Below are 24,897 nucleotides of genomic sequence, written 5' to 3'. Positions count from 1 at the left end.
GCGTTCTTTGGGACGCCATTTTTGTATTTTACCTCACCCTAAATTCACGTATAATCGGCGCCCCATAATTGATGTAGCATTGTATTAAGGTTTCGACTTTTTAATACATAATTGAATAAGTATGAATACGGCACCAAACACCATGATAGAGCAAGATAATCGCAAAGAAGTTTTAGAGTTTAACAAGCTACAAAAGCGTCTGCGCCGTAACGTCGGCAACGCCATCAAAGATTACAATATGATCGAAGAAGGTGATGTGGTAATGGCTTGTATTAGTGGTGGCAAAGACTCATTTGCGATGTTGGATATTCTATTAAATCTAAAAAAGGCTGCCCCTATTCATTTTGATGTTGTGGCGGTGAATCTAGATCAAAAGCAACCAGGCTTTCCGGAACATATTTTGCCAGAGTATTTTGAAACCCTAGATATTCCTTACTACATCATAGATAAAGACACGTATTCAGTGGTAAAAGAGAAAGTACCGCAAGGGAAAACCACCTGTGGACTTTGCTCTCGTTTACGCCGTGGTACCCTATATTCATTTGCTGAAAAAATTGGCGCGACTAAAATCGCATTAGGCCATCACTTAGATGATATTGTTGAGACACTGTTCTTAAACATGTTCTATGGCGCAAGAATGAAAGCGATGCCACCAAAATTACGCTCAGACGATGGTCGTAATGTGGTTATTCGCCCGTTGACATATGCCCGCGAAAAAGACCTGATCCAGTACGCCGAATATAAAGATTTTCCTATTATTCCATGTAACTTATGCGGCTCACAGGAAAACTTACAGCGTCAAAATATCAAGTCTATGTTAGTTAATTGGGATAACAAAACTCCAGGTCGCGTAGAGAATATTTTTAAATCAATTCAGAACGTTAGCCCGAGCCAGCTGGCCGATACTGAGTTGTTTGATTTTGAAAGCCTACCGTTGGAGCGAGATGGCGAACGCACAGCGTACGACTTTAACGAAGCGGTTGTTTCGTCTACAAACATTGATGAATCTCTGTTTATCGATGTCACCAATATCTAGTATGTATGTCACGCTAGGCGGAGTGGCCTAGCGTATTCTTCTTTGAAACCTCCCCATTATATTCAGTCTCCTCTTTTGCGTTAATTGCAATTATTTGGGTGTTCTCTATTTAAAATGCAACTGGTAATTGTTATCATTTGTGTGCGCTTTAATAATAACCTAATGTGACTCTCAATGAATAAAATATCTAAGCTATCCCTTATTGCTCTGGCGATAATGTATCCCTCTTTGCAGGCGTCAGCTCAACAACAAAATTCAGAAGATAAATTAACAGATCAAGAGATCGAAACGATCACTGTGGTAAGTCGAACACTGAATCTATATCGTAATGGTGAGTCCACTACCGGCAAACTTGCTGTCGATCCATTAAATTCAACACAAATGATTACCTCACTGAATGCGAATTTGATCCATGACTTAGGAGCAAGGGACGCTAAAGACTTATATCGCAACATCGCGGGTGTAAGTCAATTTAGTTATGCTGGAGTAACAGCTCGGGGGTTCCGCCAAGAAGAAATTTATTTTGATGGTCTAAGAGGTGACCCTTATGTTGGTTTTAACGTACCTCAGTTGTTTAATGTTGAGCGCGTCGACTTTTTGAAAGGGCCATCAGGGATGCTGTACGGACCAGGTGCACCGGGTGGCTTGTTTAACTATATCACCAAAAAACCACAATCCGAATTTAGTGCAAATACGCGTATTATTGTTGGCACGGATAACCGTTATGGTGGCTCAGCAGAGGTAACCTCAGAGGTTGCAGAAGCACAAAGCATTCGACTCGGTGCGTTTTATGAGCAGCAAGATACTTATCGTGATAATAGTGCAAGTGAGGTTGCAATATTTGATGCGGGCTACGCCTATGACTTTGATGATGCTCGACTGGTACTACAGTATACGCATTATAAGCAAGACCTTGATGCTAACCGTCTTCGTGGTGTGCCTGCCGATGATAATGGTGAGTTCTTAACCTACCCACAATGGAATCATAATGAAGCATCTGACTTTTTAGATCTCACCTCAGATGTACTTCAAGCAAGCTTAGTTGGTGAGTTGAGCTCCTCTCTTCATTACGACGTGGCACTGCGCTATATCGATAATGAACAATCGCAGAATTACCATGAGCCAAGAGCATTAATCGACAGTGATGATAACGGTGAAATTGACCTCGTAGCACGAGAGTTTCGTGATCAATTACGAGCGCAATCTCAGCTTTCCTTCGCCGCAAACTTTGTTTATGAAACACAAGTACTTGGTGCAGAGCAGCGCACTGCATTTGGTGTAGACATCTATTCAGGTGAAGAAGACGCCTTGTTAGGTCGCGCTTCCGCTTCTAATGATTTTGTTTCGCGTTATCTAAATGGCACTTCGTTAGGCTCTGATATTTTGCCATTGTCTCTTCATAAACCTCAGTATGGCGAAACTGACCCCAGTCAATATAACGTCAAGTTTGCTCCACAAAGAACGACTAAGCAAAAGCGTAACGGCGCCTATGCTTTGAACGAGCTTGCTTGGGAGAAATTCACCCTAGTTGCTGGCGTGCGGTTTGATCAATTTGAGGATGACGCGAACGGCACTCAATTTGATGATGACAATGTTAGTTTTAGGATCGGTGGCATTTATAAACTATCGAATGATATTTCGTTATATTCCCAATGGGCTGATTCTTATGAACCTCAAGGTGTATCTAGCCAAGACGTGCAAGCTGGTGGCCCATTCGAACCGACGACTGGCGATATTATTGAAGTCGGTCTTAATGCTGAGCTATTTGATGGCAGTACCTTGTTGAAGGTGGCAGGCTATGAAATTAAAAGACAGAACCTACTGCAAAGTACGGGTACTGACCCTGAACAAGATGGTGTTGATAACTTGGCTGCAATTGGTGAAATCACCAGTAAAGGCGTTGAGATTGAGTTAATCACTGATGTGACGCCTGACTGGGTGGTGAGTTTTGCCTACGCCTACAATGATGCCAAAATCACTGCTGATAATGGCACGGGCGGGATCCGCAATAGTGTCGGTGATAGGTTTGCCAATGCCCCTGAAAACCAGTTGGGTGTTTGGACCAGATACCAAATCCCACAATGGAATTTAGCGTTTGCAGTCGGTGGAAACTATGTGGATGAGCAATTGAGCTTATCAGGGCAAACTCTAAACTCATACTTTGTTGCTGATACCTCAATCATCTGGGAAGTAGACAATTACAGTGTGCTATTTAGAGTTGAGAATGTGTTCGACAAAGAATACGCCGAATCAGGTTTTTTAGCACGTACAGGTCATTTCCCAGGCGATCCTAGAAATGCGTTCCTTGAATTTAGCTATAGCTGGTAGCTTATAGCTGTCATTCATCGTGGTGAGGACCAAACAAAATGTCGGATAAAACCAAGCAAAGAAAGCGATTGCGCAAGCTATATGATCTTCATGCTTGGTTGGGGTTTCAGCTTGCGACTGTGATGTTTGTGATCCTCGCAACGGGCACGATCGCAACCGTGTCGAATGAGATTGACTGGCTTGTCTTTGAACAAATGCGTGCCACGGATAAACCTGTAGACGAAACAGAACATACCGCTGAGTCATGGCGTGCAATGTACGAGTCAATAGCAACAGCGTATCCAAAAGGTCGTATCTTAACGTTAGGCACAATGGGTGGTGATTACTTTACGTATCGGGCTCGTGTTTCATTTGATGATAAAGATAGGTATGTTCATGTTGACCAATGGTCTCATGCTGTGACTGGGGATATGCCACTGCTAACCGTTCAGCGGTTTTTTAGAGATCTCCATCGCTATATGTTTATGCCGGCGGTCCCTGGGCTGCCAATCATCACTTCCTTTGCTTTTATCTTGCTGATATCTCTATATACGGGATTGAAAACCACCCGAAACTGGAGAGTAGCCCTATGGCGGGTGCGTGTGACCCAAGGCTCACGAGTGTTGTTGAGTGATTTACATAAGGTATTTGGACTATGGGGGCTTTGGTTTACGAGCGTGATCATCCTTACCTGCTTTTGGTATTTGTTTGAGTTTGGTATGCGCGTGGCCAATCATAGCTTGGAACCAAGTGCTCCTAAAATTGAACGAGTCGTGTCATTACAAGGTGAAATACCTCTGTCGGCTGAACGGTTCGAAGTTGCTTTTGATAAAGCGCAGCGTGCTATTGAAAATTGGACGATTACCAGAGTGCATTTACCAAGGAGTGAGACCTCCCCAGTACAGTTTCAAGGCATGGCTGACAACCCATTACTCCGTGAGCGGGCTCATAAAGTTTATATAGACCCCGTTACGTTAACTATCATTAAGATTCAACAGCCAGACAACATGGCATTAGGTAACTATCTTAATGAGTATGCGGATCCACTGCACTTTGGCTATTTTGCAGGTTTTTACTCTAAACTGCTGTGGTTTCTTATGGGCGTGGCATTGACGGGGATGTCACTGACTGGAGTACTAATGACATGGAAGCGGACCAAGTCATCGAGTTTAACACGAGCTCAAATTGCAACCTTGCCAATCTTTGCACTATCAGCATTTTACTTTGTGTTTTGGATACAGCGCTATACTTAGTTAACCCCGTGTGGGCTTAACAATCACAGTCGTTACGATACAAGGACTAATATCAATCCGCATTAATACTCCCTCAAACAGATCACTTAGTTAAGTGAATTGGTGTAAGCGTATCGCTCAATTGAACTAAGATGCTGGGCTTTTCGTATAGATATCTGTTACTTGAGTATATTTGTAAACTGCTACTTAGAGTGAATTGGCCTAGCTACAAATATCAGAAAGCGGATTATTTTGCGGTTAACTTTGTTTGCCTAGGCTTCTTACTATATATTTGATAGACAATCATTTTTAAAAGCACATTGAAAGATAATACCTGATTTGCCTTGCTTGTATAGGTGTGAGGGCCTTAGCGGTAACAAAACCCGGTTGCGGTGTTTCGCAGTCTAAAAATAGGTAAGTTAATTAAGCAAATTGGTATAAGTTCTACGGGAGAGGCTTTGGTGAGACGACTACCACGAACACTGGCACATATATTCTTAACAGCTGTTTTTGCTATGGGATCAACCAAGGTGTTAGCGCAAACAAACTTGCCATCACAAACGTGGCAAACTGCTACGCCCTTGCCTGTAGCACTGCAAGAAATTTATCCAAGCGTATTTATGGATCGTATATTTGTTGGTGGTGGATTTAGTGTTTCAGAGCTAGAGACTTTTCATGGGCTCGGCCCAACAGATAAAGTGTATTTATTGAACCCGTCTGAGGAAGGGTGGGAGCTTGCCCCATCTTTACCTGATGCTAGGCACCATGTGGGCTTTGCCAGTAATATTCATTATCTTTATGCCATAGGTGGATTTAATGGTCCAAAGGGCGCTGCATGGCAACCACAATCTAGTGTGTATCGGCTCGATGGTCGCGTTGAGCGCTGGGTGTCGGCACCAAGTTTACCTAGCCCTTTGGCTGAGTCTGTATATGCCACAATAGGGATGAATATTCATGTGATTGGTGGCAAAACCCGTGCTCATGATTCCGATAAAAATAGCGATAGCACGGCCCATTACGTATTAAAAAATAACGCTTACTGGAGTCGAGCAAAGCCTTTGCCAAGCCCAAGAAATTCTGCAGCGAGTGTGGTAATTGGTGATGACATTTATGTTATCGGTGGGCGAGTAAGTGGGGATGAGCCAAAAAATCTCGACACGGTAGAAGTCTACAATAGTAAAAGCGACAGCTGGAGAACACTTGCTCCACTGCCTGTTGCTGCCGCTGGGCTGGCCGCCAGCGTGATCAACGGCAAAATAGTAGTGACAGGGGGTGAAGCCTTTGACTATCAAAGTGAGCAACGTGAGGGTAAGGTTTACGCCTCTGCTTGGCTTTATGACCCTAAGCTGGATGCTTGGCGATCTTTGCCAGATATGCCATCACCACGCCACGGCCATGGTCAAGTGAGCCACAATGGGTTGGTTTATGTGATAGGGGGCGCGACAAAAATAGGGCCTCAAGAAACCTTAAAAAGCACTATCGCATTTAAACTAACAGATACAAACTAGTCGTGGGTCATTTAGCCGCGATATTGAAGGTAGTCAGAGGCGAAGTCAACTCGCCTCTGACGGTGCACAATAGATTATACTAATTGAATTCAGTCTCTAATCAATTTGAAGGGTGAAATAGCAAAGTTTTTGCCTTGCTACTCACGCCATTTCTACGCTTCAAAATAGCGAGTTTACTTAATACAATTGGTATTAGTCCGCCAATGGAGATTGATAGCCATCAGGTTTTAGCGCCAAGACATCACAGTCTAGGCTGTCAATGACATGTTCTGCGGTGTTGCCAACTAAAGCCGCGCTTAAACCAGTGCGACCAACAGTCCCAATCACCACAAGCTCGGCATCTTTATCTGAGGCGACGTGCGGGATCACATCTTCAGGCAATCCTTCTTTGATAATACAATCACTTTTGTCTATAGAGAAGGCTTCTGCAAGGGCAAAGGTTTCATCCTCATGGTGCTTTTTCACCGCTTCATTATATTGAGAAGGGTTGAACTCAGGAATTTCGATTGCAATATTCACCGGCGTCGCAGGGTAGGTGTTGACTAAACTCAGTTTGGCGTTTGCCAACTCACATAAGAACTGGGCATCGGTAATAATACGCTTGTTTAGTTCTTGGTGCTGCTCGTTGTCACTCACCGAGTTGACGGCTGCAATAATATTGCCCTGCTCAGGCCATGCATGGTCTTTTACCAGTAGAAGGGGCGCTGGGCATTTGCGGATCAAGTGCCAGTCTGTTGGTGTGAAGATCACTGACTTTAACGTATCGTGCTCATGGGTAGATTTAATAACTAGATCATAATCGTGTTCTAACACGGCTTTAATAATTGCTTCATAGGGGCGGTTGTGCCATACCACCTTGGTTTCTATGTCGATATCAGAGAAGCCTTTAACCATATCATCAAGCCAAGCTTCACGGTCTTTGATCACCGCTTCACGCATTGCCTCGCGTTCGTCTCGAGAGAGCATAGTCGTCATCTCATAAGAGAAGTCATAGATAGACATAAATGCAGTGATAGCTGCACCGGTGCGCTTGGCGAGATTGATGGAGCGCTCTAAGCTGTTTTGACGCTCTTTGGTTGGGTCAATTACGGTGAGTATACTTTTAATTTTATCCACGACTATCTCCTTAAAACGGCAAATTAACAATAGGGTCGAAGCTAGGGAATACTATACTTCGACTCTATTGAGTGTAACCGATTCTACTTAAGGATAAAGTCTTAACGATAAATAGTTTGTTTTAAATCAAGATGCAATCGCTGCGGTTTCAGCCAATGCAGCCGCATCTATAATGGTAATAAATTTACCTTCTACTTTGATGATCCCAGCCTTTTGAAAACGGCTTAGTAAGCGACTAATTGTTTCTACTGTTAGGCCTAGGTAGTTACCAATTTCACCACGAGTCATGGTAAAGCGGAACTCCTTACGAGAAAAGCCACGCTCACCAAACCGGTTTGATAAGTTATAAATAAACGTTGCTAATCGTTCTTCTGCGGTTTTTTTGTTTAAAAGTAGCAGCATTTCTTGGTCGTAATTAATCTCACTACTCATTAAGCGCATGATTTGCTGACGCAATTTAGGTAGCTTGCCGGCGAGCTCGTCCAAGGTATCAAATGGAATTTCACACACCATTGAGGTCTCTAATGCTTGTGCAAAACTTTGGTGCTGCATCTTATTGATCGCATCAAAGCCGACTAGATCTCCTGCGAGGTGGAACCCTGTTATTTGCTCATCGCCCTGTTCTGACAGGGTATAGCTTTTAAATGAGCCTGAACGCACAGCAAAAATAGCATTAAGCTTAGTACCAGACTCAAACAGGAAATCACCTTTGTGCAGCGGCTTCTTGCGTTCGATAATTTCGTCTAGCTTGTCCATTTCGCTACCGTTAAGCGAAAAAGGAAGGCATAGCTGGCTGATGCTGCAATTGTTACAGCTGATGGTGCATTGGCTCTTAGAGCGATTTTGATTACTTAAGTCCATAAAATTTCCATAAGTCTATGACGCACGAGGAGGCAGTTGATTACCGATTTTTATAGATCGGCAGGGTAACTGCCACAAACTCCCATAACACGCAAAAGATGACATGGTTACCAATTGGAGCTCCTATTCTCAAAACGCTAACCAATTATCTAAAATGAAGAGTTTGTTCAGATAAGGATAGGTTAATGTACTAGCTTATCAGTTGCAATAATAATTAAATAAACACCGTACCAAATCAGTAAGTTCCCCATTACAATACGAGTAACTAAATGATTTATAAACTTTTGTAATAGCTGAGCAGACTGTCCAACGGCAATGAGTGCAGGCATAGTGCCAGCGCCAAAGGCAAGCATGATCAGGGCCCCTTCAAAAGGCGACTTTGCTTGTAGCGTCCAGGTTAAGGCCGAGTAGACTAACCCACAAGGTAACCAGCCCCACAGTGCACCATAAAAAAATGCTTTCTTTTTGGTATTAACAGGGACCAAGTGTTTATTAAGCTTTACAACATGCTGCCAGATCAGGCTTTTTGCTGCTGATTCCAGCCATTTTAAGGTACTGGCTAAGCGCATAACATAAATACCAACCAAGATCATAAAAATGCCGCTCATCAATTGTAAAGCGTTTGCTACGCTTGTGTTTTGTTTCGCTAGACTCGCACCAAGTAATGCCACTAGGCTACCCGCGAGAGCATAGCTAACAATGCGACCTATGTTGTATAACAAAGAGACCACAATGGCTGAGCGCTGTTTGCTGGCGAGTTGCAATGAGCTGGCGATACCACCACACATCACCAAGCAGTGCCCACTGCCTGCGAGTCCCATTATCAATGCGCTTAGCAGGCTTACGTCATTCATGCGAGTGGTCGTTGTCGCCTTTATCCGTTGGTTGCTTGGTGGTCTGGCTATTGTGTTGCACTTTGTCGTCATCGAACAAAATGCTATGACCTTGCTTGTTTAGATCTGAAAACTGTTCACTTTTTACTGCCCAAAAGAATATACCTATCGCAATGATCACAAACAAAATAGCGATAGGTATTAATACGTAGATGATACTCATAGCTTTAATAACCTTAGTGAATTACCAATCACGATAATAGAGCTGGCTGACATGCCTATCACGGCAACCCAAGGAGGGACCATACCAAGCGCGGCCAGTGGTAAAATAGAACCGTTGTATAACAAAGAGATAGTCAAGTTTTGCTTAACGATTCTGCGGGTTTGCTTGGCAACCTGCTGCAGCGCCAAAATGGCATTTAAATCACTATTAAGCAACACGACATCGGCAGTGTTTTTAGAAATATCGGCTCCGGTGTCCATAGCAACAGAGAGGTGAGCCGTATTAAATACAGGGCTGTCGTTGATACCATCTCCCACCATCGCGACAATTTCCCCTTGCTTAGACCAAGTTTCAACGGCTTGTTGTTTACTCTCAGGAGTACACGCGCTTTGATAACTGTCGAGTGCGAGTTGTGTTGAAAGCTCTTTTCCGGCATTTGAGCTATCGCCTGTCAGCATATGACAAGACAAACCTGCTTGCTGCAATTGTTCAATTACTGCCTCAGCGTTATTTTTCACTTTGTCGTTAAAGTAGAAATCCGCCACCGCTTTATCGTTAATAAACAATGTGGCTTGGGCAAAAGACGCATGATTGTCAAACCAGTGACTTTTACCAAGTGCGATTGCTGTGCCTTGCCAGTCTCCTCTGATACCTGAGCCAGCTACTACTTCAACATCTTGAACAAGGTTTTCCGTCGGCGTGATATGAGCAAAAGCGCGGGCAATAGGGTGCTCCGAAAAGCGCTCTAGTGCAGCGGCAAACTCAAGAATTTCGGGTTCGCTATATTGTGGCTGCAATACTTCAATGTGTCGTATTGAAAAGCGCCCCTCGGTTAAGGTGCCTGTTTTATCAAACGCAACGCGAGTTAGTTTTGTCGCTGTTTCGAGTACGTGCGCTTCTTTGATCAAGATACCTTTTTTGGTCAGCGAGGCGACAGCACAAGTGAGCGCAGTGGGGATTGCGAGACTTAGTGCGCAAGGGCAGGTGGCTACTAGCACCGAAATGGTGACCCAAAACGCTTTGTCTGGCGAAACAGGATACCAGCCTATGGCTGTGATAGATGCAAAGATCAGTAAACAAGCAACAAACCACTGAGCAACCTTATCAGTAATTTCGACCAGTTTAGGGCGTTTTGTTAAGGCGTTGTGTTGTAGCCGAATAATTTGATTGAGTAGGGTGTTTTGGCCAATTTTATTGATCTCGAGGGTAATAACCCCATCATGGTTTACGGTGCCTGCGTAGACCTGATGACCTTGATATTTTTTGACAGGCTGATGCTCACCCGTCATCATTGACTCATCAACGGTGGTATTGCCTTGAACAACAAGGCCATCCGCTGGAATGGTTTCACCTGCCTTTACTAAAATTAGGTCGTTTAGCTTCAGCTTTTTAGCGGCAATGTGTTGCTCGTTGTTATTTTCATCTATTTTTCGGGCTGTCAGCGGTAAGAGTTTTTGCAGGTTCGCAGTGAATTCACTGGCTTTTAGGCGAGCTCTAAACTCTAAATATTTACCCAATAACAATAAGAAGGTAAACATGCAGATAGACTCAAAATAAACCTCACCGACTTCCATAAATGTCGCGTATGTACTGGCACCATAAGCGCCGAATATAGCCAGCGAAACAGGCAAATCCATATTCAGTTGTTTCGCTTTGAGGCCTTTAACCGCATTGGTTAAAAAGGGCATTGCTGAATATAAAATAACAGGGGAAGCAAGCACTAAGCTTATCCAGCGGAAGTACTGCTCAAAATCTTCTTCCATGCCAGAAAACATGCCAAAATACATGGCAAAAGCAAACATCATCACTTGCATGGTCATCAGGCCTGCAACACCTAGGCGGCGAATGTAAGCTTTGGCTACTGCCTGCTTTTGTGCTGCTTCTTCATCGGCCTGGAAAGGGTAGGCTTTGTAGCCAATTTCCATAAGTGATTTGATGATTTGACTAAGTTTTACTTGGTCATCTTGCCATACAATCATAGCGCGGTGGGTTGAGGTATTTACGTCAACGCGAGTAATACCACCAAGGGCTAATAGCTGTTTTTCTATCAACCAGGCGCAGGCTGCACAGCTAATTCCTTCCACACTGAGCAAAACTTCTTTGTTATCGCCGCTGGTCTCTACGAAGTCTTCTTGTATTTCATCATTGTCGTAACTTAGCAACATTTTTAGTTGTTCAGGGACGAGTTCTTCGACTTTTCCTGCACTTTGTGTGCGATAGGTATAATAGTCGCTCATTCCTTGAGAGATAATGGTCTCTGCAACAGCCTGACAGCCGATACAGCAAACAGGCTGGGTATTACCTTCAAAGGTAATGGAGCCCGAAAACCCTTTTGGAATAGGCTCTAAACAATGAAAACATGAATTTGCCATAGCAGCTTACTTATACTGTGGAGTTATAGCGATAATACCTTCATGCGGTAGCAGGACTTTTTCTTTCATTTTCCAGCTGTTGTCCATAGGCTCGATAAATACCGTGAATGCTCCAGTGTGTGGTTCATCAAATAGTCCAGTGAATTCACCGCTAGCATTTTTTGTTAGGGTCACGGCAAAGTCATACTTTTCAATCGTACGGTGGTAAAATGAGAGCTTGAGTGCGTGGACTTTGGAGGCATCACCTTTGGTAAATTTAAAAGTGACTTTTTGGTCTGCAATTTGTAAATCACCGTGCAAATAAAGCGCTTTAGCTTTGTTAAATTTGCCAAGTTCAAGGTTTATTGCTTTACCTTTTTTGTAGTAGTCGTCAACGACCATATCTGGTCCATTTCCAACGGCTAGGGTAATAAGAAGAACACAGGCAACCACAGTTACGAGTGGGAAAAAAATTAAAAACCAAGGCCAAAAATTCTTATACCAAGGGGTAGGGTTCATAGTTGCTCACATGGCTATAAAACTTGTCCGTATTCTACCGTAAGTTACGGTAAATACCTAAAAAAAAGCCTCCAAATGGAGCTTTTTTGATCTCAAATAATGTTCTAATTGCTGGGTTTACTGGTCTTGCGACAAGCTGTAAACATAAGCCGTTAGAAGGTGTACTTTATCTTCACCTAAGATGTCTTTCCAAGCTGGCATTACACCGGCACGGCCGTGGCGAAGCGTATCTTCAACAGCACGCTGAGAACCGCCATATAACCAGATATTGTCAGTTAGGTTAGGCGCACCAAACGGAAGGTTATGCGCAACTGAGCCTTTACCATCCATACCGTGACAAGCAGCACACATCGCAAACTTAGCTTTACCAGCTGCTGCGTCTTTTTGGTTTACAGTACGGCCAGAAAGACTTAACACATAAGCTGTCATTTCTTTCACGCCTTGATCACCAAGCGCATCTTGCCAAGCAGGCATCGCCGCAACACGACCGTGAAGAAGTGTTTCTTTGATCTTGTCAGGTGAGCCGCCGTATAACCAGTCATTATCTGTTAGGTTAGGGAAGCCCGCACCACCACGAGCATCAGAGCCGTGACATTGTGCACAGTTTTGCGAGAATAAACGTTGACCAATTTCAAGCGCTTCTTCATTTTTAGCAAGTGTTAGCACATCTTGCTTTGCAAACTCTTGGAAAATAGGGCCAAAGCGTGCGTCAGCCGCTTCAAACTCTTTATCCAATTGCACCCATTGACCTTCAGCTTGTGCTTCTGCAACTGCTTTTTTAGACTCTTCCAATGTAGTAATACCTTGGTTAGAGCTGGTCCAGTTTAGGAAGCCCGCAAAATTACCTAGACCCGGATAGGCTGCAAGATAATAAACAGACCATACAAAAGTGGCGAAGAACATATAAGTCCACCACTTAGGCAGTGGATTGTTCAGTTCCTCAATTCCGTCGAACTCGTGACCACAGCTTTCGCCTTCTTTGACACCCACATAGTTTTTCAGGTTCCAAAGCAGCAAGCCGAAAATCAGAGCTAGACATGCAAGGGTTAGTACGATAACCCAAATACTCCAAAAGCTAGTCATTTTTCAGACTCCTTTTCCTCGTTAGAGATAGTGTTATTGTGTTTTTTCTCATCTTCAAAAATGGCATTAGCTGCGTCGTCGAAACGGCGCTTAGAACGCTTGCTATATGCCCACACAACAATCACTAAAAACAGTACCAAAATTACCAGAGTCAAAATGCCTCTGTATGTGCCGTAATCCATAACAATTACTTCAAATGTGTGCCAAGTTGCTGTAAGTAAGCGATAAGTGCTTGCATTTCTGTTGCACCTTCGCCACCGTTCATCGCATGGATTTCATCAACTTGCGCTTGTAGTTCAGCATCATCACCGTAGCCTTTGCCATTGTAGCGGTCTGACGACTTATCAATGCCAAATGCATCACGGAACACTTGTAATTTTTTCAGAGTATAAGTGGTATCTACCTTAGTACTGTCAAGCCATGGATAACCTGGCATATTTGACTCAGGTACCACAGAGCGAGGATCCATTAAATGAGCATAGTGCCAGTCGTCTGAATAACGTTGACCAACGCGCGCTAAGTCTGGACCTGTACGCTTAGAACCCCATTGGAATGGGTGATCCCATACCGACTCACCAGCTACAGAGTAGTGGCCATAACGCTCAACCTCATCACGGAATGGACGAACCATTTGTGAGTGACAGTTATAACAACCTTCACGCACATAGATATCACGACCTTCCATTTCAAGCGCGGTAAGCGGGCGTAAGCCTTCTACTGGCTGAGTGGTATCTTTTTGGAACATTAGCGGTGTAATTTCAACTAGTGCACCAAAGCTAATCGCGAATACCGTTAGGATTGCCATTAGGCCAACGTTCTTTTCGACGATTTCGTGTTTGTTTGTTGAGTTATTGTTGCTCATACTCGACACCCCTTAAGCCACTTGCGGGTTTGCATCAGTGGCTAATTGACCACTTTTTGCAGTAACCGTACGGAATACGTTGTAAGCCATTACCAGCATACCAACTACGATGAATACACCGCCTAGGAATCGCATGATATAGAAAGGCTTAGAAGCTTCTAGTGACTGAACAAAGCTGTACATTAATGTACCGTCAGCATTTACTGCACGCCACATTAGACCTTGCATAACACCAGAGATCCACATTGCAACGATATAAAGCACAACACCAACAGTGTGTAGCCAGAAGTGCGTGTTAACTAGCTTGATGCTATACATGTTACCGTGACCAAATAGTGCAGGGATAAGGTGGTAAATTGCACCGATAGAAATCATCGCAACCCAACCTAGTGCACCAGAGTGTACGTGACCTACAGTCCAGTCTGTGTAGTGTGAAAGCGCATTTACAGACTTAATAGCCATCATTGGGCCTTCGAACGTAGACATACCGTAGAAAGATAGAGATACAACTAGGAAACGCAGTACTGGGTCAGTACGTAGTTTGTGCCACGCGCCTGATAGCGTCATGATACCGTTGATCATACCGCCCCAAGAAGGAACGAATAGGATAACTGACATCACCATACCAAGAGACTGAGTCCAGTCAGGTAGCGCTGTGTAGTGTAGGTGGTGAGGACCAGCCCAGATATATAGAGAAACGAGTGCCCAGAAGTGAACTACCGATAAACGGTAAGAGTAAACTGGACGACCTGCTTGTTTCGGTACGAAGTAGTACATCATACCAAGGAAACCTGCAGTCAGTAGGAAGCCTACCGCGTTGTGACCGTACCACCACTGAACCATAGCATCTACAGCACCGGCGTAGATTGAGTATGATTTAGTAAGCGATACTGGAATAGCCATGCTGTTTACAATGTGAAGCACTGCAACAGTAATGATGAAACCAGCGTAGAACCAGTTTGCTACATAGATGTGTGACACTTTACGCTTGATAAGAGTACCAAAGAATACAACCGCATAAGTAACCCATACTACCGCGATTGCGATATCAATCGGCCACTCTAGTTCTGCATACTCTTTTGAAGAAGTCATGCCTAAAGGAAGCGTGATAGCCGCTGCGACTATGATGGCTTGCCAACCCCAGAAGGTAAAAGAAGCAAGTTTGTCAGAGAACAGACGCGTTTGACAGGTGCGCTGAACAACATAGTAAGAGGTTGCAAATAGTGCACTTGTACCAAATGCAAAGATTACTGCGTTCGTATGTAACGGACGAAGTCTAGAGTAAGTTAACCATGGAATGTCGAAGTTTAACGCAGGCCACGCAAGTTGCGCTGCGATAAATACACCTACACCCATGCCAACAATGCCCCAAATCACTGTCATGATAGCGAATTGGCGTACAACTTTATAATTGTACTCAGTTTGTGATGCTACTGTTTGGCTCATTTTCTGGATTCCGCTGCAATTTATTGCGATTAGAAATGAATTACCTGAATTACAGGCCCTAGTTATATTTCCTCAAGCCCGTCATGTTTTAATTCACACGGTGAATGAAAACCTAACCAGCCCGAGAAACCTTTATTTTTGCGAGGAAATGATAATTTTTTTACTTATGAAAAGATACCAAAAACGCCTAAAATTATGACATCAATCAAGTTTTCAAGCGCTTTTTGTTCGCTTCTTAAGCAACCTAGCAATTACCCCGAAACTTGCGTACACTGCGCAAGATTCAGAAGTGACGGTAAACCCCTATGGTTGTAAAGCAATTAACAATAGGATTGCTAGGTATTTTCCTCGTGGCCTGTTCAGACCCAAGTATCATTATACATGAAAGTTCAGAAAAAAGTGAAAGTTCAGTAACAAGAAATGTCTGTAATTTTTCAACGCCTTGTAATTTGACTCCCGAAGTCTCTATTTATCTGGGGTCAGCGCAGATCCGTCCCGAAACCGAATTTACCATTGGACTCAAAAGTGCGACTAAAGTAGAGGTGCAATCTGCTTGGCTGGAAGGCGAAAACATGAACATGGGCCGAATTCCCGTATTTTTTGATAGTGACACATTAGAAGCCACAACCATGGTTGGGGTTTGCACGGATAAGTCCATGCGCTGGGTTTTGCGTTTAGCACTTATTATTGACGGCCAGCCTGTTACAACTCATCATCCAATAGCTGTAGTTTATTAATGAATAAATCTGTTTTTATCGAATATCTCAAGTTCGCACTTGAACAAAAGTTGATTGAAGCCACCGAAGCGGCTGAGAGTGCCCGTGCGGATGCAACCCATGAGCAAAGCGCTGCCGAAACCCAGTATGACTCCTTAAGTATTGAGTATGGCTACCTAGCTGAAGGGCAAAGTGAGCGCGTTGACGCCATGCATCTAGCAAAACAAACAATCACCAATCAATTGGATCATCCAGTCACTGATACCATTGTGCACAACGCACTAGTTGAAATAGAAGATGAGCAAGGGCATTGCCACTGGTTTTATTTTGCGCCCTGTGAAGGCGGACTAAAAATCCAATATAAAGAAACCCCTGTACTTGTACTTACATTTGATGCGCCACTCGGTAAGCGTCTAAAGGGGCTTAATGTGGATGACGATATTTCGTTTTTCTTCAATGGTCAGCAGCAAACGCTAACCGTAACACAAATACGGTAAGTGTCCCCTAGGTCGTGAATTACGAGAATAGTTTCCTCCTCACAATGGCGCGATAAGTAGAAGGGGACTTTCCCATTAATTGACGAAATACTCGACTTAATTGGCCTTGCGAGTTAAACCCACAAGCTAAGGCAATATCCTGTATCGATAGATTGCTGCTTGCCAGCAACTCTTTGCACATTTCAACGCGTATCTGTTGTAAATAAGCCACCGCTGTTTGTCCGGTTGCTTGTTTAAAGCGACGATTGAAGGTGCGATAGCTGAGATCAAACTGATGGGCGACGGCAGGTAAAGAAATCTCGGAAGTGGCGTTATTTTTAAGCCAAAATTGGATTGCCGCAATTTGTTCATCAGCATGACGGTCTACTGCCCCTTCTAAATAGCGCTGCTCCTCATAGGGCTTACGAATTTCATGAGAAAAGTTTTGTTGCACGTGGTGAGCAGCATCCGTGCCATATAACAGCTCTATAATGTGAACAATGACATCTGCTAATGCGTTGAGGCTTGCCACCGTATAGATCCGCTCTGATTGCGTGATAAAGTAGTCTGGCTTTAATTCTACATTCGGGTATAGCTGCGAAAACTGTTTTGCAAAGTGCCAATGGGTCGTGGCTGAGTGACCATTTAAGAGGCCAGAGCTTGCCAAAAAGCAGACGCCAGTGCCAACACCAATTAAAGTACTCCCAGATTCCCAAGCATCCGCAAGCGAATCACTCAAGTGCTGATGCTGCTTTACTATTGGTCTTGGATTACGCCAAATACTCGGTACTATGATGTAATCATATAAAGGTAATGAGCTAAAATCGCTTTGTGCTTCAAGAGTCATGCATTCGTCCGCTCTAACTACCTCTCCATCACTGCTACAAAGCACGACCTCTAGTGGAATATATGCCTCTTTTAAGTGCACTTTAGCAAATGCTTGCCCAGCTTTAAGCATTTCAAGTGGCAAAGTGACACTGGTAACCAGCATATGCTTATAAAGCACAATGGCAACTTGTGTACAGGATTTCATCTGCTCCGACCTCTTTTCTTTGGCGAAAAATGTTCTATATTTGGCTTATTTTGTAAAAAATAAAATTTGAATGCAATTAAAATCAAATCATTATCTTAGTTCAGAAGTAGGAACGACATGACAGCATTGCCAATTATTGTAGGAATGGGGGGAATTAACGCCGCGGGGCGCACCTCTTTCCATCAAGGCTATAAACGTATTGTACTTGATAAACTAAATGCCAAAGACAGACAAGAGACGTATTTAGGCCTTGCGAGCCTGATGAATTTAGTGCGCCTTGATAGTGGTCAACTGTTAGACCAAAACGACGAAGTAGTAAAAGAATCTGAGGTTGAGTCACGCTTTGGTGAACAGATTTTAGCGGGTACGCTGATCCGTAAAATTGAAAAAACACATTTTGATGTAGATGCGACTCCCTGGCAGCAAAAGCTCACGATGAAGGCGAGTGATGACAATAAGATTGTATTTAGCTGCCGTAAGCGTGATTTACCAGATCCTGTTCCTGCTGCTTGGCAAGTAATTGAACTGGATCCAAAAACGGTTGAAGTCACTATAGCTGACCAAATTGAAGTCAAACACGATAGTCACAGAGATAACCCAATTAAGGCCGCGGGCCAATTACCAACCGGTTTTGAGCCATCTTTGATGTATAACAGTCGCTACCAGCCTCGTGGATTGCAGGCGACCATTTTTGCTGCCACTGACGCTATTCGCTCAACGGGTCTTGAGTGGGATAAAGTGATGAATAGTGTGCGCCCAGATCAGATCGGAACTTACTCGGCCTCGGTTGCAGGGCAAATGAATGATGAAGGACTAGGTGGTTTAGTGCGTAGCCGATTACGTGGAGACCGTGTAAGCACTAAACAGTTAGCGCTAGGTTTAAACACAATGTCTACCGACTTTATCAACGCCTATGTAACCGGAAGCGTTGGCACTACGTTTACGACTTCTGGTGCTTGCGCAACTTTCCTTTATAACCTTCGTGCTGCTGTAAATGATATTCAAGCTGGTCGTACTCGGGTTGCTATTGTGGCAAGCGTTGAATGTGCCATCACACCAGAGATCATTGAAGGCTTTGGCAATATGGGAGCACTTGCAAACGAAGAAGGCTTGCGCAAACTAGACAACACTGAGCAGGTTGACTACCGTAAAACCAGCCGTCCGTTTGGAGAAAACTGTGGTTTTACCATTGGCGAAGGCGCACAAGTCGCTATTTTGATGGATGATACCCTAGCACTTGAGCTTGGCGCGCAGATAATGGGCTCAGTGGCAGATGTTTATGTTAATGCCGACGGCGTGAAAAAGTCGATTACGGCGCCGGGTCCGGGCAACTACATTACCATGGCAAAATCGGTTGCGTTGGCTCAGCAAATCGCAGGTACTGAGGCATTAACAAAACGCAGCTTTATTTTGGCCCATGGCTCAAGTACACCACAAAACCGCGTTACAGAATCGCTTATCTACCACAAGATTGCCGAGACTTTTGCGATTAATGGTTGGAAAGTAGCAGCGCCAAAAGCCTATGTTGGTCATACCATAGCACCTGCATCTGGCGATCAGTTAGCGATGGCATTAGGGGTATTTGAATACAATATTATGCCAGGGATCACCACAATTAATGCGGTGGCCGAGGATGTTCACGCTGAGCATTTAGATATTCGCACCGAACACTATGAATGTGACCCAATGGATATCGCTTTTATTAATTCAAAGGGCTTTGGCGGTAACAATGCCACTGCAACGGTACTTTCTCCCACGGTAACGAAGAAGCTACTAAGCAAGCGTTATAGCCAGGCTGAGTTTGCAAATTACGAACAACAACTTGCCATTACAACACAAAGACAAATTGCATATCAGCAAGCGGCAGACTACGGCCAATACGAGCTTATTTACCGTTTTGGCAATGGCATGATTGACGAGTCGGAACTGGGTTTAAGTCAACAAGAGTTAGCCATTCCTGGGTTTGAGCAAAGCATACAGCTTTGCCCACAAAATCCTTACGGCGATTTAACCTGACTTCCAATAGCCCCAGCTATTGGTGAATAAATTCGCCTTGCCTACAAGGATGTAGGTACCAGTGCGGTAGCAGGACGCGAGAGTGGGGTTATCCCCAAACCTCAGGTTAAGTAAAGAATAATGTTAAGCAAGCAAGGCGTACAGGGAGTACGCCTTTTTTACTTCATACAGTTAGCGTGAAATTCTAGGTGATTTTCAATAAAGCTCGAAATAAAGAAGTAGCTGTGATCGTAACCTTCATGCATATTTAGCGTGATAGGATATTGGGCTTCTTTAGCGGCTTGCTCGAATAACCAAGGTTTTAGTTGTTCATCTAGAAACTGATCGCTGGTGCCTTGCTCAATGAGAATAGCGGGTTGCTTGGGCTTATCGTACTCAGTCATTAATATTGTTGCATCATACTGTTGCCAATCTTGCTTGTCTTCTCCTAAATATCCAGCGAGTGCCTTTTGCCCCCAAGGACAATTGCTCGGATTCACTATCGGGCTAAATGCCGAAATACTGGTATAAGCGTCTGGATTTCTTAGTCCAATAACCAATGCACCATGACCACCCATAGAGTGACCACTAATGGCTTTTTGTGGGCTAACTGGGAAGTGAGTTTGGATTAACTCAGGCAACTCTTCAGTCACATAGTCATACATATGATAATGTTTACTGTACGGTGCTGTAGTTGCATTAACATAAAAACCTGCACCTAGACCAAAATCATAAGCGCCATTTTCGTCATCTGCAACGTCTTCACCACGGGGGCTTGTATCCGGTGCGACAATAGCAATACCTAGCTCATTGGCCTTTTTAAACGCGCCGGCTTTTTGCATGAAGTTTTCGTCGGTACAGGTGAGTCCCGAGAGCCAGTACAGAACAGGAACTCGTTGCCCTTCATTGACAATTTCAGGTAAAAATATTGCGAAGGTCATGTCGCACTGGGTGGATTGACTAGTATGCTTGTAGCGCTTGTGCCAGCCACCAGATACTTTGTTGCTGGAAATCAGTTCCATCAAGTTCTCCTTAATTAAGTGAAATAGGGCGCTGTTTGCGCCCTTGAAAAGGATCTTTAGTAGTGGATCACTGAACGAATGCTTTTGCCTTCGTGCATTAAATCAAAGGCTTCATTTATGTCTTCAAGCTTCATAGTATGAGTAATAAAGTCATTAAGCTTAAACTCACCAGCCATATAGCGTTCAACAATCTCTGGAAGCTCTGAGCGACCTTTTACGCCACCAAAAGCACTACCACGCCACACGCGACCTGTGACCAGTTGGAAAGGACGTGTAGAGATCTCTTGTCCAGCACCTGCAACGCCAATGATCACAGATTCACCCCAGCCTTTATGACAGCACTCTAGTGCACTTCTCATCACATCAACATTGCCGATGCATTCAAATGAGAAATCCACACCACCATCTGTCATTTCAACGATCACTTCTTGAATTGGTTTATCGAAGTTTTTCGGGTTGATAAGGTCAGTGGCACCTAGCTTTTCCGCCAGTTCAAATTTGTCTTCATTGATATCAATCCCGATGATACGACTGGCACCGGCCATCGTGGCACCAATAATGGCTGATAGACCAATGCCACCTAAGCCAAAAATTGCAACCGTATCGCCTTGTTGTACTTTCGCAGTGTTCATTACAGCGCCCATTCCCGTGGTTACTCCACAGCCTAGTAGGCAGATCTCTTCCAGCGGCGCTGCTTTGTTTACTTTTGCCAACGAGATTTCTGGCAGTACAGTGTACTCAGAAAACGTTGAGGTGCCCATATAGTGATAAATTGGCTCACCATCTTTGTAGAAGCGAGTTGTTCCATCCGGCATCAAGCCTTTACCTTGGGTCTCACGGATCTGCTGGCAAAGGTTAGTTTTGCCTGACTTACAGAATTTACACTCACCGCACTCAGGGGTATACAGAGGAATAACGTGATCGCCTACCGCAACACTGGTTACTCCTTCACCAACTGCTTCAACAATCCCAGCGCCTTCGTGACCTAAAATTGCTGGGAAGACACCTTCAGGGTCATCGCCAGACAAGGTAAAAGCATCGGTGTGGCAGACACCTGTCGCAGTAATTTTAACGAGTACTTCGCCTTTTTTTGGTGGCATTACATCAACTTCTTCGATACTAAGTGGTTGACCTGGGCCCCACGCAATTGCGGCTTTAGATTTAATAAATTCAGACATGGTTTGTTCCTTTCTTTAAACAATGACAGAAGTATAACTGCTTTATTATTTTTGATAATCTATAAAAATAATAAAGACTTTTACGTGTGTGTAATAATGGATAGGTGGATTGGCATAGATGAATTTGTAGCTGTTGCAAGCAATGGCTCCTTTAGTAAGGCTGCATCGCAACTGAATACTTCGGTTGCTCAAGTGAGCCGAAGAGTAAAAATGTTAGAAGAAAGGCTCAATATTCAGCTGCTCACTCGTACAACCAGAAAGTTGGCACTGACTCAAGAAGGGGAAGTGTTTTTATCACATGCCAAGCATTTGCAACATGGCTTGGATGATGCGACGGCCGCAATTAGACAGCGTGATAGACAACCAACAGGCAAGCTTAAGTTGACTGCACCTGTAATGTATGGCGAGTCGTATGTAATGCCAGCCGTCGTCGACTTTATGCGTTTGTATCCTAAAGTTGAGGTTGAAATGTATTTAACTAACAATCAGGTTGATTTACTCGATAAGGGGTTTGATCTGGCTATCCGGCTTGGCAAGTTACAAGATTCGTCATTACGCGCTAAGCGGTTGACTACGCGTAAAACCATGGTCTGTGGTGCCAATACATACTTAAACCAGTATGGCCAACCCCATACACTAAGCGAATTAAGTAATCATCAATGCTTGATTGGAAACAGCAGTGAGTGGCGCTTTATAGAACAAGGAAAAGCGCGGCAAATTAAAGTTGCCGGTCCATTGCGTTGCAATAGCGGCTGGGGCTTATTAGAAGCGGCAAAACAAGGCTTAGGGTTGGTACAGTTGCCACATTATTACGTGCAAGAGGCGCTAGAGCGTGGTGAGTTAACAGAGGTACTCTGCAATTTTAGACCTGAAGAGGAGGGGGTCTGGGCGCTGTATCCACCCAGACAATTTGTTGCAACTAGCTTGCGCTTGTTATTGGATCACTTAAGTGAACATTTTAATAAGTTTTAGCCATGGTATCGATGGCTTGGCTGAGCGCTATTTCTCGACTATCGCAAAAAGCGCCATCACCTAAGCGCTCGTGTATATTCAAGCGCTTTAGTTTGTCAGTAGTTTCCCAATTGGGCGAATAGATAAACACACTGCAGTTAGCATCAAGGGCGTCGGTGATCGCATTCTCGATGGCTAACCCCACCGTCACATCTATCATTGCAACATCGCTTAGATCTAACACCATGGCTTTGTATTCACCAATTTTGCGATGCTGTCGTGCGATTGCTTTGGAGACGCTAAAAATCATTGGACCTGAGAGGTAGAAGAACAAAAGCTTACCGTTAGCTTGATCAAGTAACTCGCTTTCTTTTTTGGTGAGTGGTACATCTTCATCGCTATCACTATCACTAATGGCTTTTACGTGGTTAGCTTGGACTCGACTTAGACGTTCTATGATCATCACATTAGAGATAAATACACCGAGTCCTACCGCAATAATAAGATCGACAAATACGGTAAGTAACATCACCCCATACATGATGGCCATTTGACTCATACTGAGCTTATGAGCCCGCTGGATAAAGCTCCAGTCCAAAATGTTAAAGCCAACATAAACTGCAATACCAGCCAATACCGCCATAGGGATTGGCTCGGTTAGACTGCCTGCGATAAAGACTACCGCCATTAAAATCAAAGCTCGGAAGATCCCAGCGATTGGGGAGCGAGCCCCTACTTGAATATTCACAACGGTGCCCATTGTTGCACCAGCCCCTGGTAGTGCCCCAAAAAGGCCTGCAATCATATTGGCAATACCTTGTCCTCTAAGCTCTTTGTCAGAGTCATGCTCCGTTCGGGTTAAACTATCCGCGATCACTGCTGTAAGTAGTGTATCAATACAGCCGAGAGTACCAAGCACTAAGGCATCAATCAGCATTTCAACGAATAGCTCAGGTGACAAAACTGGAAAAACGATGCTCGGTAATCCACTTGGAATTTCGCCGATGCGTCGAATACTCTCGGTGTCGAAAATAATAATGGAAAGTAGCGTAACAGCGACAAGGGCAACGAGTTGCGCGGGCACATATTGACGCCACTTACTTGGCATCTTAAATAAGATTGCCAGCGTGATCACACCTAAAAATAACTCAGAGAAGTGCAAGTCCATCAATAGGCTGGGCAGATCAGATAAAGTACCAATTACGCCACCGGCTGGGGCTTGATGACCAAGTAAGGGTGCCAACTGAAGAATGATCAGAATAACGCCAATCCCAGACATAAAGCCCGAGATAACGCTGTACGGCATAAGGGTGACGTATTTCCCTAGCTTGAGCGTACCTAGCAAAATCTGAAAGGCGCCTGCCATCATGACCACGGTAAAGCCCATCGCAAGGCCATTTTCAGGGTACTTGCTCATCATGGCGGTAAGTACAGCGGTCATGATCACTGTCATTGGGCCGGTTGGTTCAGAAATGAGGGAGGTTGAACCACCAAATAGAGCGGCAAATAATCCGACTAAAATTGCACCCCACATTCCGGCTTCGGCACCGGCACCTGAGGCAACACCAAAAGCAAGCGCTAATGGTAGTGAAATGATAGCAGTGGTAACACCACCGAATAGGTCACCTTTTAAAGAGGCGTTTTTGAATCTCTTAAGTGTGATCATACTTTCGACTATAAGGATCAAAGAATTGACGGCATTCTACTGATAAATAGCATAGAGTGCTACGAAGGACTGGTATTACCATTTCTCTGTTCAGTAGTTTTGGACAAAAAAAAGCCAGTCTATCAAGACTGGCTTTTTTATTTTACTTACTCAACCTCAGCAGGTGAGGCCATATCTGCACTGGCTCTGCCTGTTGGAGACTTAGAGCCAACACCTAGGCCGCTATTTGCAACAGCTGGACGAAGGTCATGTGGCATTGCCGATGGCGTTTCAGTGACGACATCTTCAATTACACTCTGTGCTTTCGTCATTGGTGCAGCAGCTGTTTGGTTAAAGCGTACACGAGTTTGAACCGTGCCACCGTTAACAGCTCGCTGAGCAGGTTCTTCAACCGTTTCGCTTTGCGGAGCAGGCTCTTCAGCCGCTTCAGCTTGCTGAGCTTCTACAGTTTCGCTTTGCGGTGCAGGCTCTTCAACCACTTCA

The 24,897-nt window shown here is 44.2% G+C and carries 22 protein-coding genes and 1 pseudogene; 8 read left to right on the top strand and 15 right to left on the bottom strand.

From position 1 onward, the window contains the following. The first annotated feature begins 142 nt into the window (after positions 1–142). From ttcA to CEX98_RS10100, 4 genes are all read left to right on the top strand, one after another. Positions 143–1,036, top strand: coding sequence for a tRNA 2-thiocytidine(32) synthetase TtcA (gene ttcA / locus CEX98_RS10115; protein WP_099642005.1), 894 nt, complete (start codon positions 143–145; stop codon positions 1,034–1,036). Between the two features lie 174 nt (positions 1,037–1,210). Next, positions 1,211–3,364: a TonB-dependent siderophore receptor gene (locus CEX98_RS10110; RefSeq protein WP_099641945.1), complete on the top strand. Its 2,154-nt coding sequence runs from the start codon at positions 1,211–1,213 to the stop codon at positions 3,362–3,364. Positions 3,365–3,402: 38 nt separating this feature from the next. Further along, positions 3,403–4,596 (top strand): PepSY-associated TM helix domain-containing protein, encoded by a 1,194-nt coding sequence (locus CEX98_RS10105; RefSeq protein WP_099641944.1) that lies wholly within the window; start codon positions 3,403–3,405, stop codon positions 4,594–4,596. 440 nt (positions 4,597–5,036) lie between these two features. Then, positions 5,037–6,083 (top strand): Kelch repeat-containing protein, encoded by a 1,047-nt coding sequence (locus CEX98_RS10100; protein ID WP_242441679.1) that lies wholly within the window; start codon positions 5,037–5,039, stop codon positions 6,081–6,083. 192 nt (positions 6,084–6,275) lie between these two features. Here the strand turns inward: CEX98_RS10100 and uspE are convergent, their stop codons facing one another. From uspE to ccoN, 10 genes are all read right to left on the bottom strand, one after another. After that, positions 6,276–7,199, bottom strand: a complete 924-nt coding sequence (gene uspE, locus CEX98_RS10095; RefSeq protein ID WP_099641943.1) for a universal stress protein UspE — start codon at positions 7,197–7,199, stop codon at positions 6,276–6,278. 126 nt (positions 7,200–7,325) lie between these two features. After that, positions 7,326–8,060, bottom strand: coding sequence for an FNR family transcription factor (locus CEX98_RS10090; protein ID WP_099641942.1), 735 nt, complete (start codon positions 8,058–8,060; stop codon positions 7,326–7,328). Positions 8,061–8,242: 182 nt separating this feature from the next. After that, positions 8,243–8,914: a sulfite exporter TauE/SafE family protein gene (locus CEX98_RS10085; protein WP_099641941.1), complete on the bottom strand. Its 672-nt coding sequence runs from the start codon at positions 8,912–8,914 to the stop codon at positions 8,243–8,245. After that, positions 8,907–9,116, bottom strand: a complete 210-nt coding sequence (ccoS, locus tag CEX98_RS10080) for a cbb3-type cytochrome oxidase assembly protein CcoS (protein WP_099641940.1) — start codon at positions 9,114–9,116, stop codon at positions 8,907–8,909. Before ccoS ends, CEX98_RS10085 begins: the two co-directional genes overlap by 8 nt. Then, positions 9,113–11,488 (bottom strand): heavy metal translocating P-type ATPase, encoded by a 2,376-nt coding sequence (locus CEX98_RS10075; protein ID WP_099641939.1) that lies wholly within the window; start codon positions 11,486–11,488, stop codon positions 9,113–9,115. Before CEX98_RS10075 ends, ccoS begins: the two co-directional genes overlap by 4 nt. Before the next feature lie 6 nt (positions 11,489–11,494). After that, a complete protein-coding gene (locus CEX98_RS10070) occupies positions 11,495–11,986 on the bottom strand; it encodes a FixH family protein (RefSeq protein WP_099641938.1) in 492 nt (163 codons plus the stop codon). Positions 11,987–12,103: 117 nt separating this feature from the next. Continuing rightward, positions 12,104–13,069: a cytochrome-c oxidase, cbb3-type subunit III gene (gene ccoP, locus CEX98_RS10065; protein WP_099641937.1), complete on the bottom strand. Its 966-nt coding sequence runs from the start codon at positions 13,067–13,069 to the stop codon at positions 12,104–12,106. After that, on the bottom strand, positions 13,066–13,251 hold the full coding sequence (locus CEX98_RS10060) for a cbb3-type cytochrome oxidase subunit 3 (protein ID WP_099028747.1): 186 nt from the start codon (positions 13,249–13,251) through the stop codon (positions 13,066–13,068). The genes ccoP and CEX98_RS10060 overlap by 4 nt, the downstream gene beginning before the upstream one ends. A 5-nt stretch (positions 13,252–13,256) precedes the next feature. Next, complete coding sequence (gene ccoO / locus CEX98_RS10055) at positions 13,257–13,931, bottom strand: cytochrome-c oxidase, cbb3-type subunit II (protein WP_099028746.1); 675 nt, start codon at positions 13,929–13,931, stop codon at positions 13,257–13,259. 12 nt (positions 13,932–13,943) lie between these two features. Then, positions 13,944–15,377: a cytochrome-c oxidase, cbb3-type subunit I gene (gene ccoN / locus CEX98_RS10050; RefSeq protein ID WP_099641936.1), complete on the bottom strand. Its 1,434-nt coding sequence runs from the start codon at positions 15,375–15,377 to the stop codon at positions 13,944–13,946. Positions 15,378–15,682: 305 nt separating this feature from the next. Between ccoN and CEX98_RS10045 the strand changes: the two genes are divergently transcribed. Together CEX98_RS10045 and CEX98_RS10040 are read left to right on the top strand one after the other, a co-directional pair. Beyond that, entirely contained in the window at positions 15,683–16,114 is a 432-nt protein-coding gene (locus CEX98_RS10045) for a hypothetical protein (RefSeq protein WP_099641935.1), read from the top strand. Further along, a complete protein-coding gene (locus CEX98_RS10040) occupies positions 16,114–16,590 on the top strand; it encodes a transcription elongation factor GreAB (protein WP_099641934.1) in 477 nt (158 codons plus the stop codon). Before CEX98_RS10045 ends, CEX98_RS10040 begins: the two co-directional genes overlap by 1 nt. A gap of 19 nt (positions 16,591–16,609) precedes the next feature. Here the strand turns inward: CEX98_RS10040 and CEX98_RS10035 are convergent, their stop codons facing one another. Then, positions 16,610–17,602 carry a GlxA family transcriptional regulator gene (locus CEX98_RS10035; RefSeq protein WP_099641933.1) on the bottom strand — a complete coding sequence of 331 codons (993 nt, stop codon included), beginning with the start codon at positions 17,600–17,602 and terminating at the stop codon, positions 16,610–16,612. Positions 17,603–17,719: 117 nt separating this feature from the next. On the opposite strand from CEX98_RS10035, the gene CEX98_RS10030 reads away from it, so the two are divergent. Further along, positions 17,720–19,618 (top strand): beta-ketoacyl synthase, encoded by a 1,899-nt coding sequence (locus CEX98_RS10030; RefSeq protein ID WP_099641932.1) that lies wholly within the window; start codon positions 17,720–17,722, stop codon positions 19,616–19,618. Between the two features lie 158 nt (positions 19,619–19,776). Here CEX98_RS10030 and fghA read toward each other — a convergent pair whose 3' ends face one another. Beyond that, the gene (gene fghA / locus CEX98_RS10025; protein ID WP_099641931.1) at positions 19,777–20,619 is read right to left on the bottom strand and encodes an S-formylglutathione hydrolase; all 843 of its coding nucleotides are present in this window, start codon (positions 20,617–20,619) and stop codon (positions 19,777–19,779) included. Positions 20,620–20,675: 56 nt separating this feature from the next. After that, complete coding sequence (locus CEX98_RS10020) at positions 20,676–21,797, bottom strand: S-(hydroxymethyl)glutathione dehydrogenase/class III alcohol dehydrogenase (RefSeq protein WP_099641930.1); 1,122 nt, start codon at positions 21,795–21,797, stop codon at positions 20,676–20,678. 96 nt (positions 21,798–21,893) lie between these two features. On the opposite strand from CEX98_RS10020, the gene CEX98_RS10015 reads away from it, so the two are divergent. After that, complete coding sequence (locus tag CEX98_RS10015; protein ID WP_099641929.1) at positions 21,894–22,769, top strand: LysR family transcriptional regulator; 876 nt, start codon at positions 21,894–21,896, stop codon at positions 22,767–22,769. Here CEX98_RS10015 and CEX98_RS10010 read toward each other — a convergent pair. Both CEX98_RS10010 and CEX98_RS10005 read right to left on the bottom strand, forming a co-directional pair. Further along, positions 22,756–24,414, bottom strand: a complete 1,659-nt coding sequence (locus CEX98_RS10010; RefSeq protein ID WP_172439749.1) for a SulP family inorganic anion transporter — start codon at positions 24,412–24,414, stop codon at positions 22,756–22,758. The genes CEX98_RS10015 and CEX98_RS10010 overlap by 14 nt on opposite strands. Before the next feature lie 146 nt (positions 24,415–24,560). Beyond that, positions 24,561–24,897: pseudogene (locus tag CEX98_RS10005) on the bottom strand (ribonuclease E); the annotation flags it as partial.

This window comes from Pseudoalteromonas piscicida (genome assembly GCF_002744175.1).
Classification (GTDB): domain Bacteria; phylum Pseudomonadota; class Gammaproteobacteria; order Enterobacterales; family Alteromonadaceae; genus Pseudoalteromonas; species Pseudoalteromonas piscicida_B.
The sequence above is the reverse complement of the archived record's forward strand: the minus strand, read 5'-3'. Positions and strand labels throughout refer to the sequence as shown.

What these genes read in the sequence shown, in the direction of transcription:
- CEX98_RS10090 (WP_099641942.1), bottom strand. Translation starts at nt 8,060, where the DNA reads ATGGACTTAAGTAATCAAAATCGCTCTAAGAGCCAATGCACCATCAGC.
- CEX98_RS10015 (WP_099641929.1), top strand. Translation starts at nt 21,894, where the DNA reads ATGGATAGGTGGATTGGCATAGATGAATTTGTAGCTGTTGCAAGCAAT.
- CEX98_RS10020 (WP_099641930.1), bottom strand. Translation starts at nt 21,797, where the DNA reads ATGTCTGAATTTATTAAATCTAAAGCCGCAATTGCGTGGGGCCCAGGT.
- fghA (WP_099641931.1), bottom strand. Translation starts at nt 20,619, where the DNA reads ATGGAACTGATTTCCAGCAACAAAGTATCTGGTGGCTGGCACAAGCGC.
- ccoS (WP_099641940.1), bottom strand. Translation starts at nt 9,116, where the DNA reads ATGAGTATCATCTACGTATTAATACCTATCGCTATTTTGTTTGTGATC.
- CEX98_RS10085 (WP_099641941.1), bottom strand. Translation starts at nt 8,914, where the DNA reads ATGAATGACGTAAGCCTGCTAAGCGCATTGATAATGGGACTCGCAGGC.
- ccoN (WP_099641936.1), bottom strand. Translation starts at nt 15,377, where the DNA reads ATGAGCCAAACAGTAGCATCACAAACTGAGTACAATTATAAAGTTGTA.
- CEX98_RS10110 (WP_099641945.1), top strand. Translation starts at nt 1,211, where the DNA reads ATGAATAAAATATCTAAGCTATCCCTTATTGCTCTGGCGATAATGTAT.
- CEX98_RS10075 (WP_099641939.1), bottom strand. Translation starts at nt 11,488, where the DNA reads ATGGCAAATTCATGTTTTCATTGTTTAGAGCCTATTCCAAAAGGGTTT.
- CEX98_RS10040 (WP_099641934.1), top strand. Translation starts at nt 16,114, where the DNA reads ATGAATAAATCTGTTTTTATCGAATATCTCAAGTTCGCACTTGAACAA.
- CEX98_RS10045 (WP_099641935.1), top strand. Translation starts at nt 15,683, where the DNA reads ATGGTTGTAAAGCAATTAACAATAGGATTGCTAGGTATTTTCCTCGTG.
- CEX98_RS10070 (WP_099641938.1), bottom strand. Translation starts at nt 11,986, where the DNA reads ATGAACCCTACCCCTTGGTATAAGAATTTTTGGCCTTGGTTTTTAATT.
- CEX98_RS10035 (WP_099641933.1), bottom strand. Translation starts at nt 17,602, where the DNA reads ATGAAATCCTGTACACAAGTTGCCATTGTGCTTTATAAGCATATGCTG.
- CEX98_RS10105 (WP_099641944.1), top strand. Translation starts at nt 3,403, where the DNA reads ATGTCGGATAAAACCAAGCAAAGAAAGCGATTGCGCAAGCTATATGAT.
- ccoO (WP_099028746.1), bottom strand. Translation starts at nt 13,931, where the DNA reads ATGAGCAACAATAACTCAACAAACAAACACGAAATCGTCGAAAAGAAC.
- ccoP (WP_099641937.1), bottom strand. Translation starts at nt 13,069, where the DNA reads ATGACTAGCTTTTGGAGTATTTGGGTTATCGTACTAACCCTTGCATGT.
- ttcA (WP_099642005.1), top strand. Translation starts at nt 143, where the DNA reads ATGATAGAGCAAGATAATCGCAAAGAAGTTTTAGAGTTTAACAAGCTA.
- CEX98_RS10060 (WP_099028747.1), bottom strand. Translation starts at nt 13,251, where the DNA reads ATGGATTACGGCACATACAGAGGCATTTTGACTCTGGTAATTTTGGTA.
- CEX98_RS10010 (WP_172439749.1), bottom strand. Translation starts at nt 24,414, where the DNA reads ATGATCACACTTAAGAGATTCAAAAACGCCTCTTTAAAAGGTGACCTA.
- CEX98_RS10030 (WP_099641932.1), top strand. Translation starts at nt 17,720, where the DNA reads ATGACAGCATTGCCAATTATTGTAGGAATGGGGGGAATTAACGCCGCG.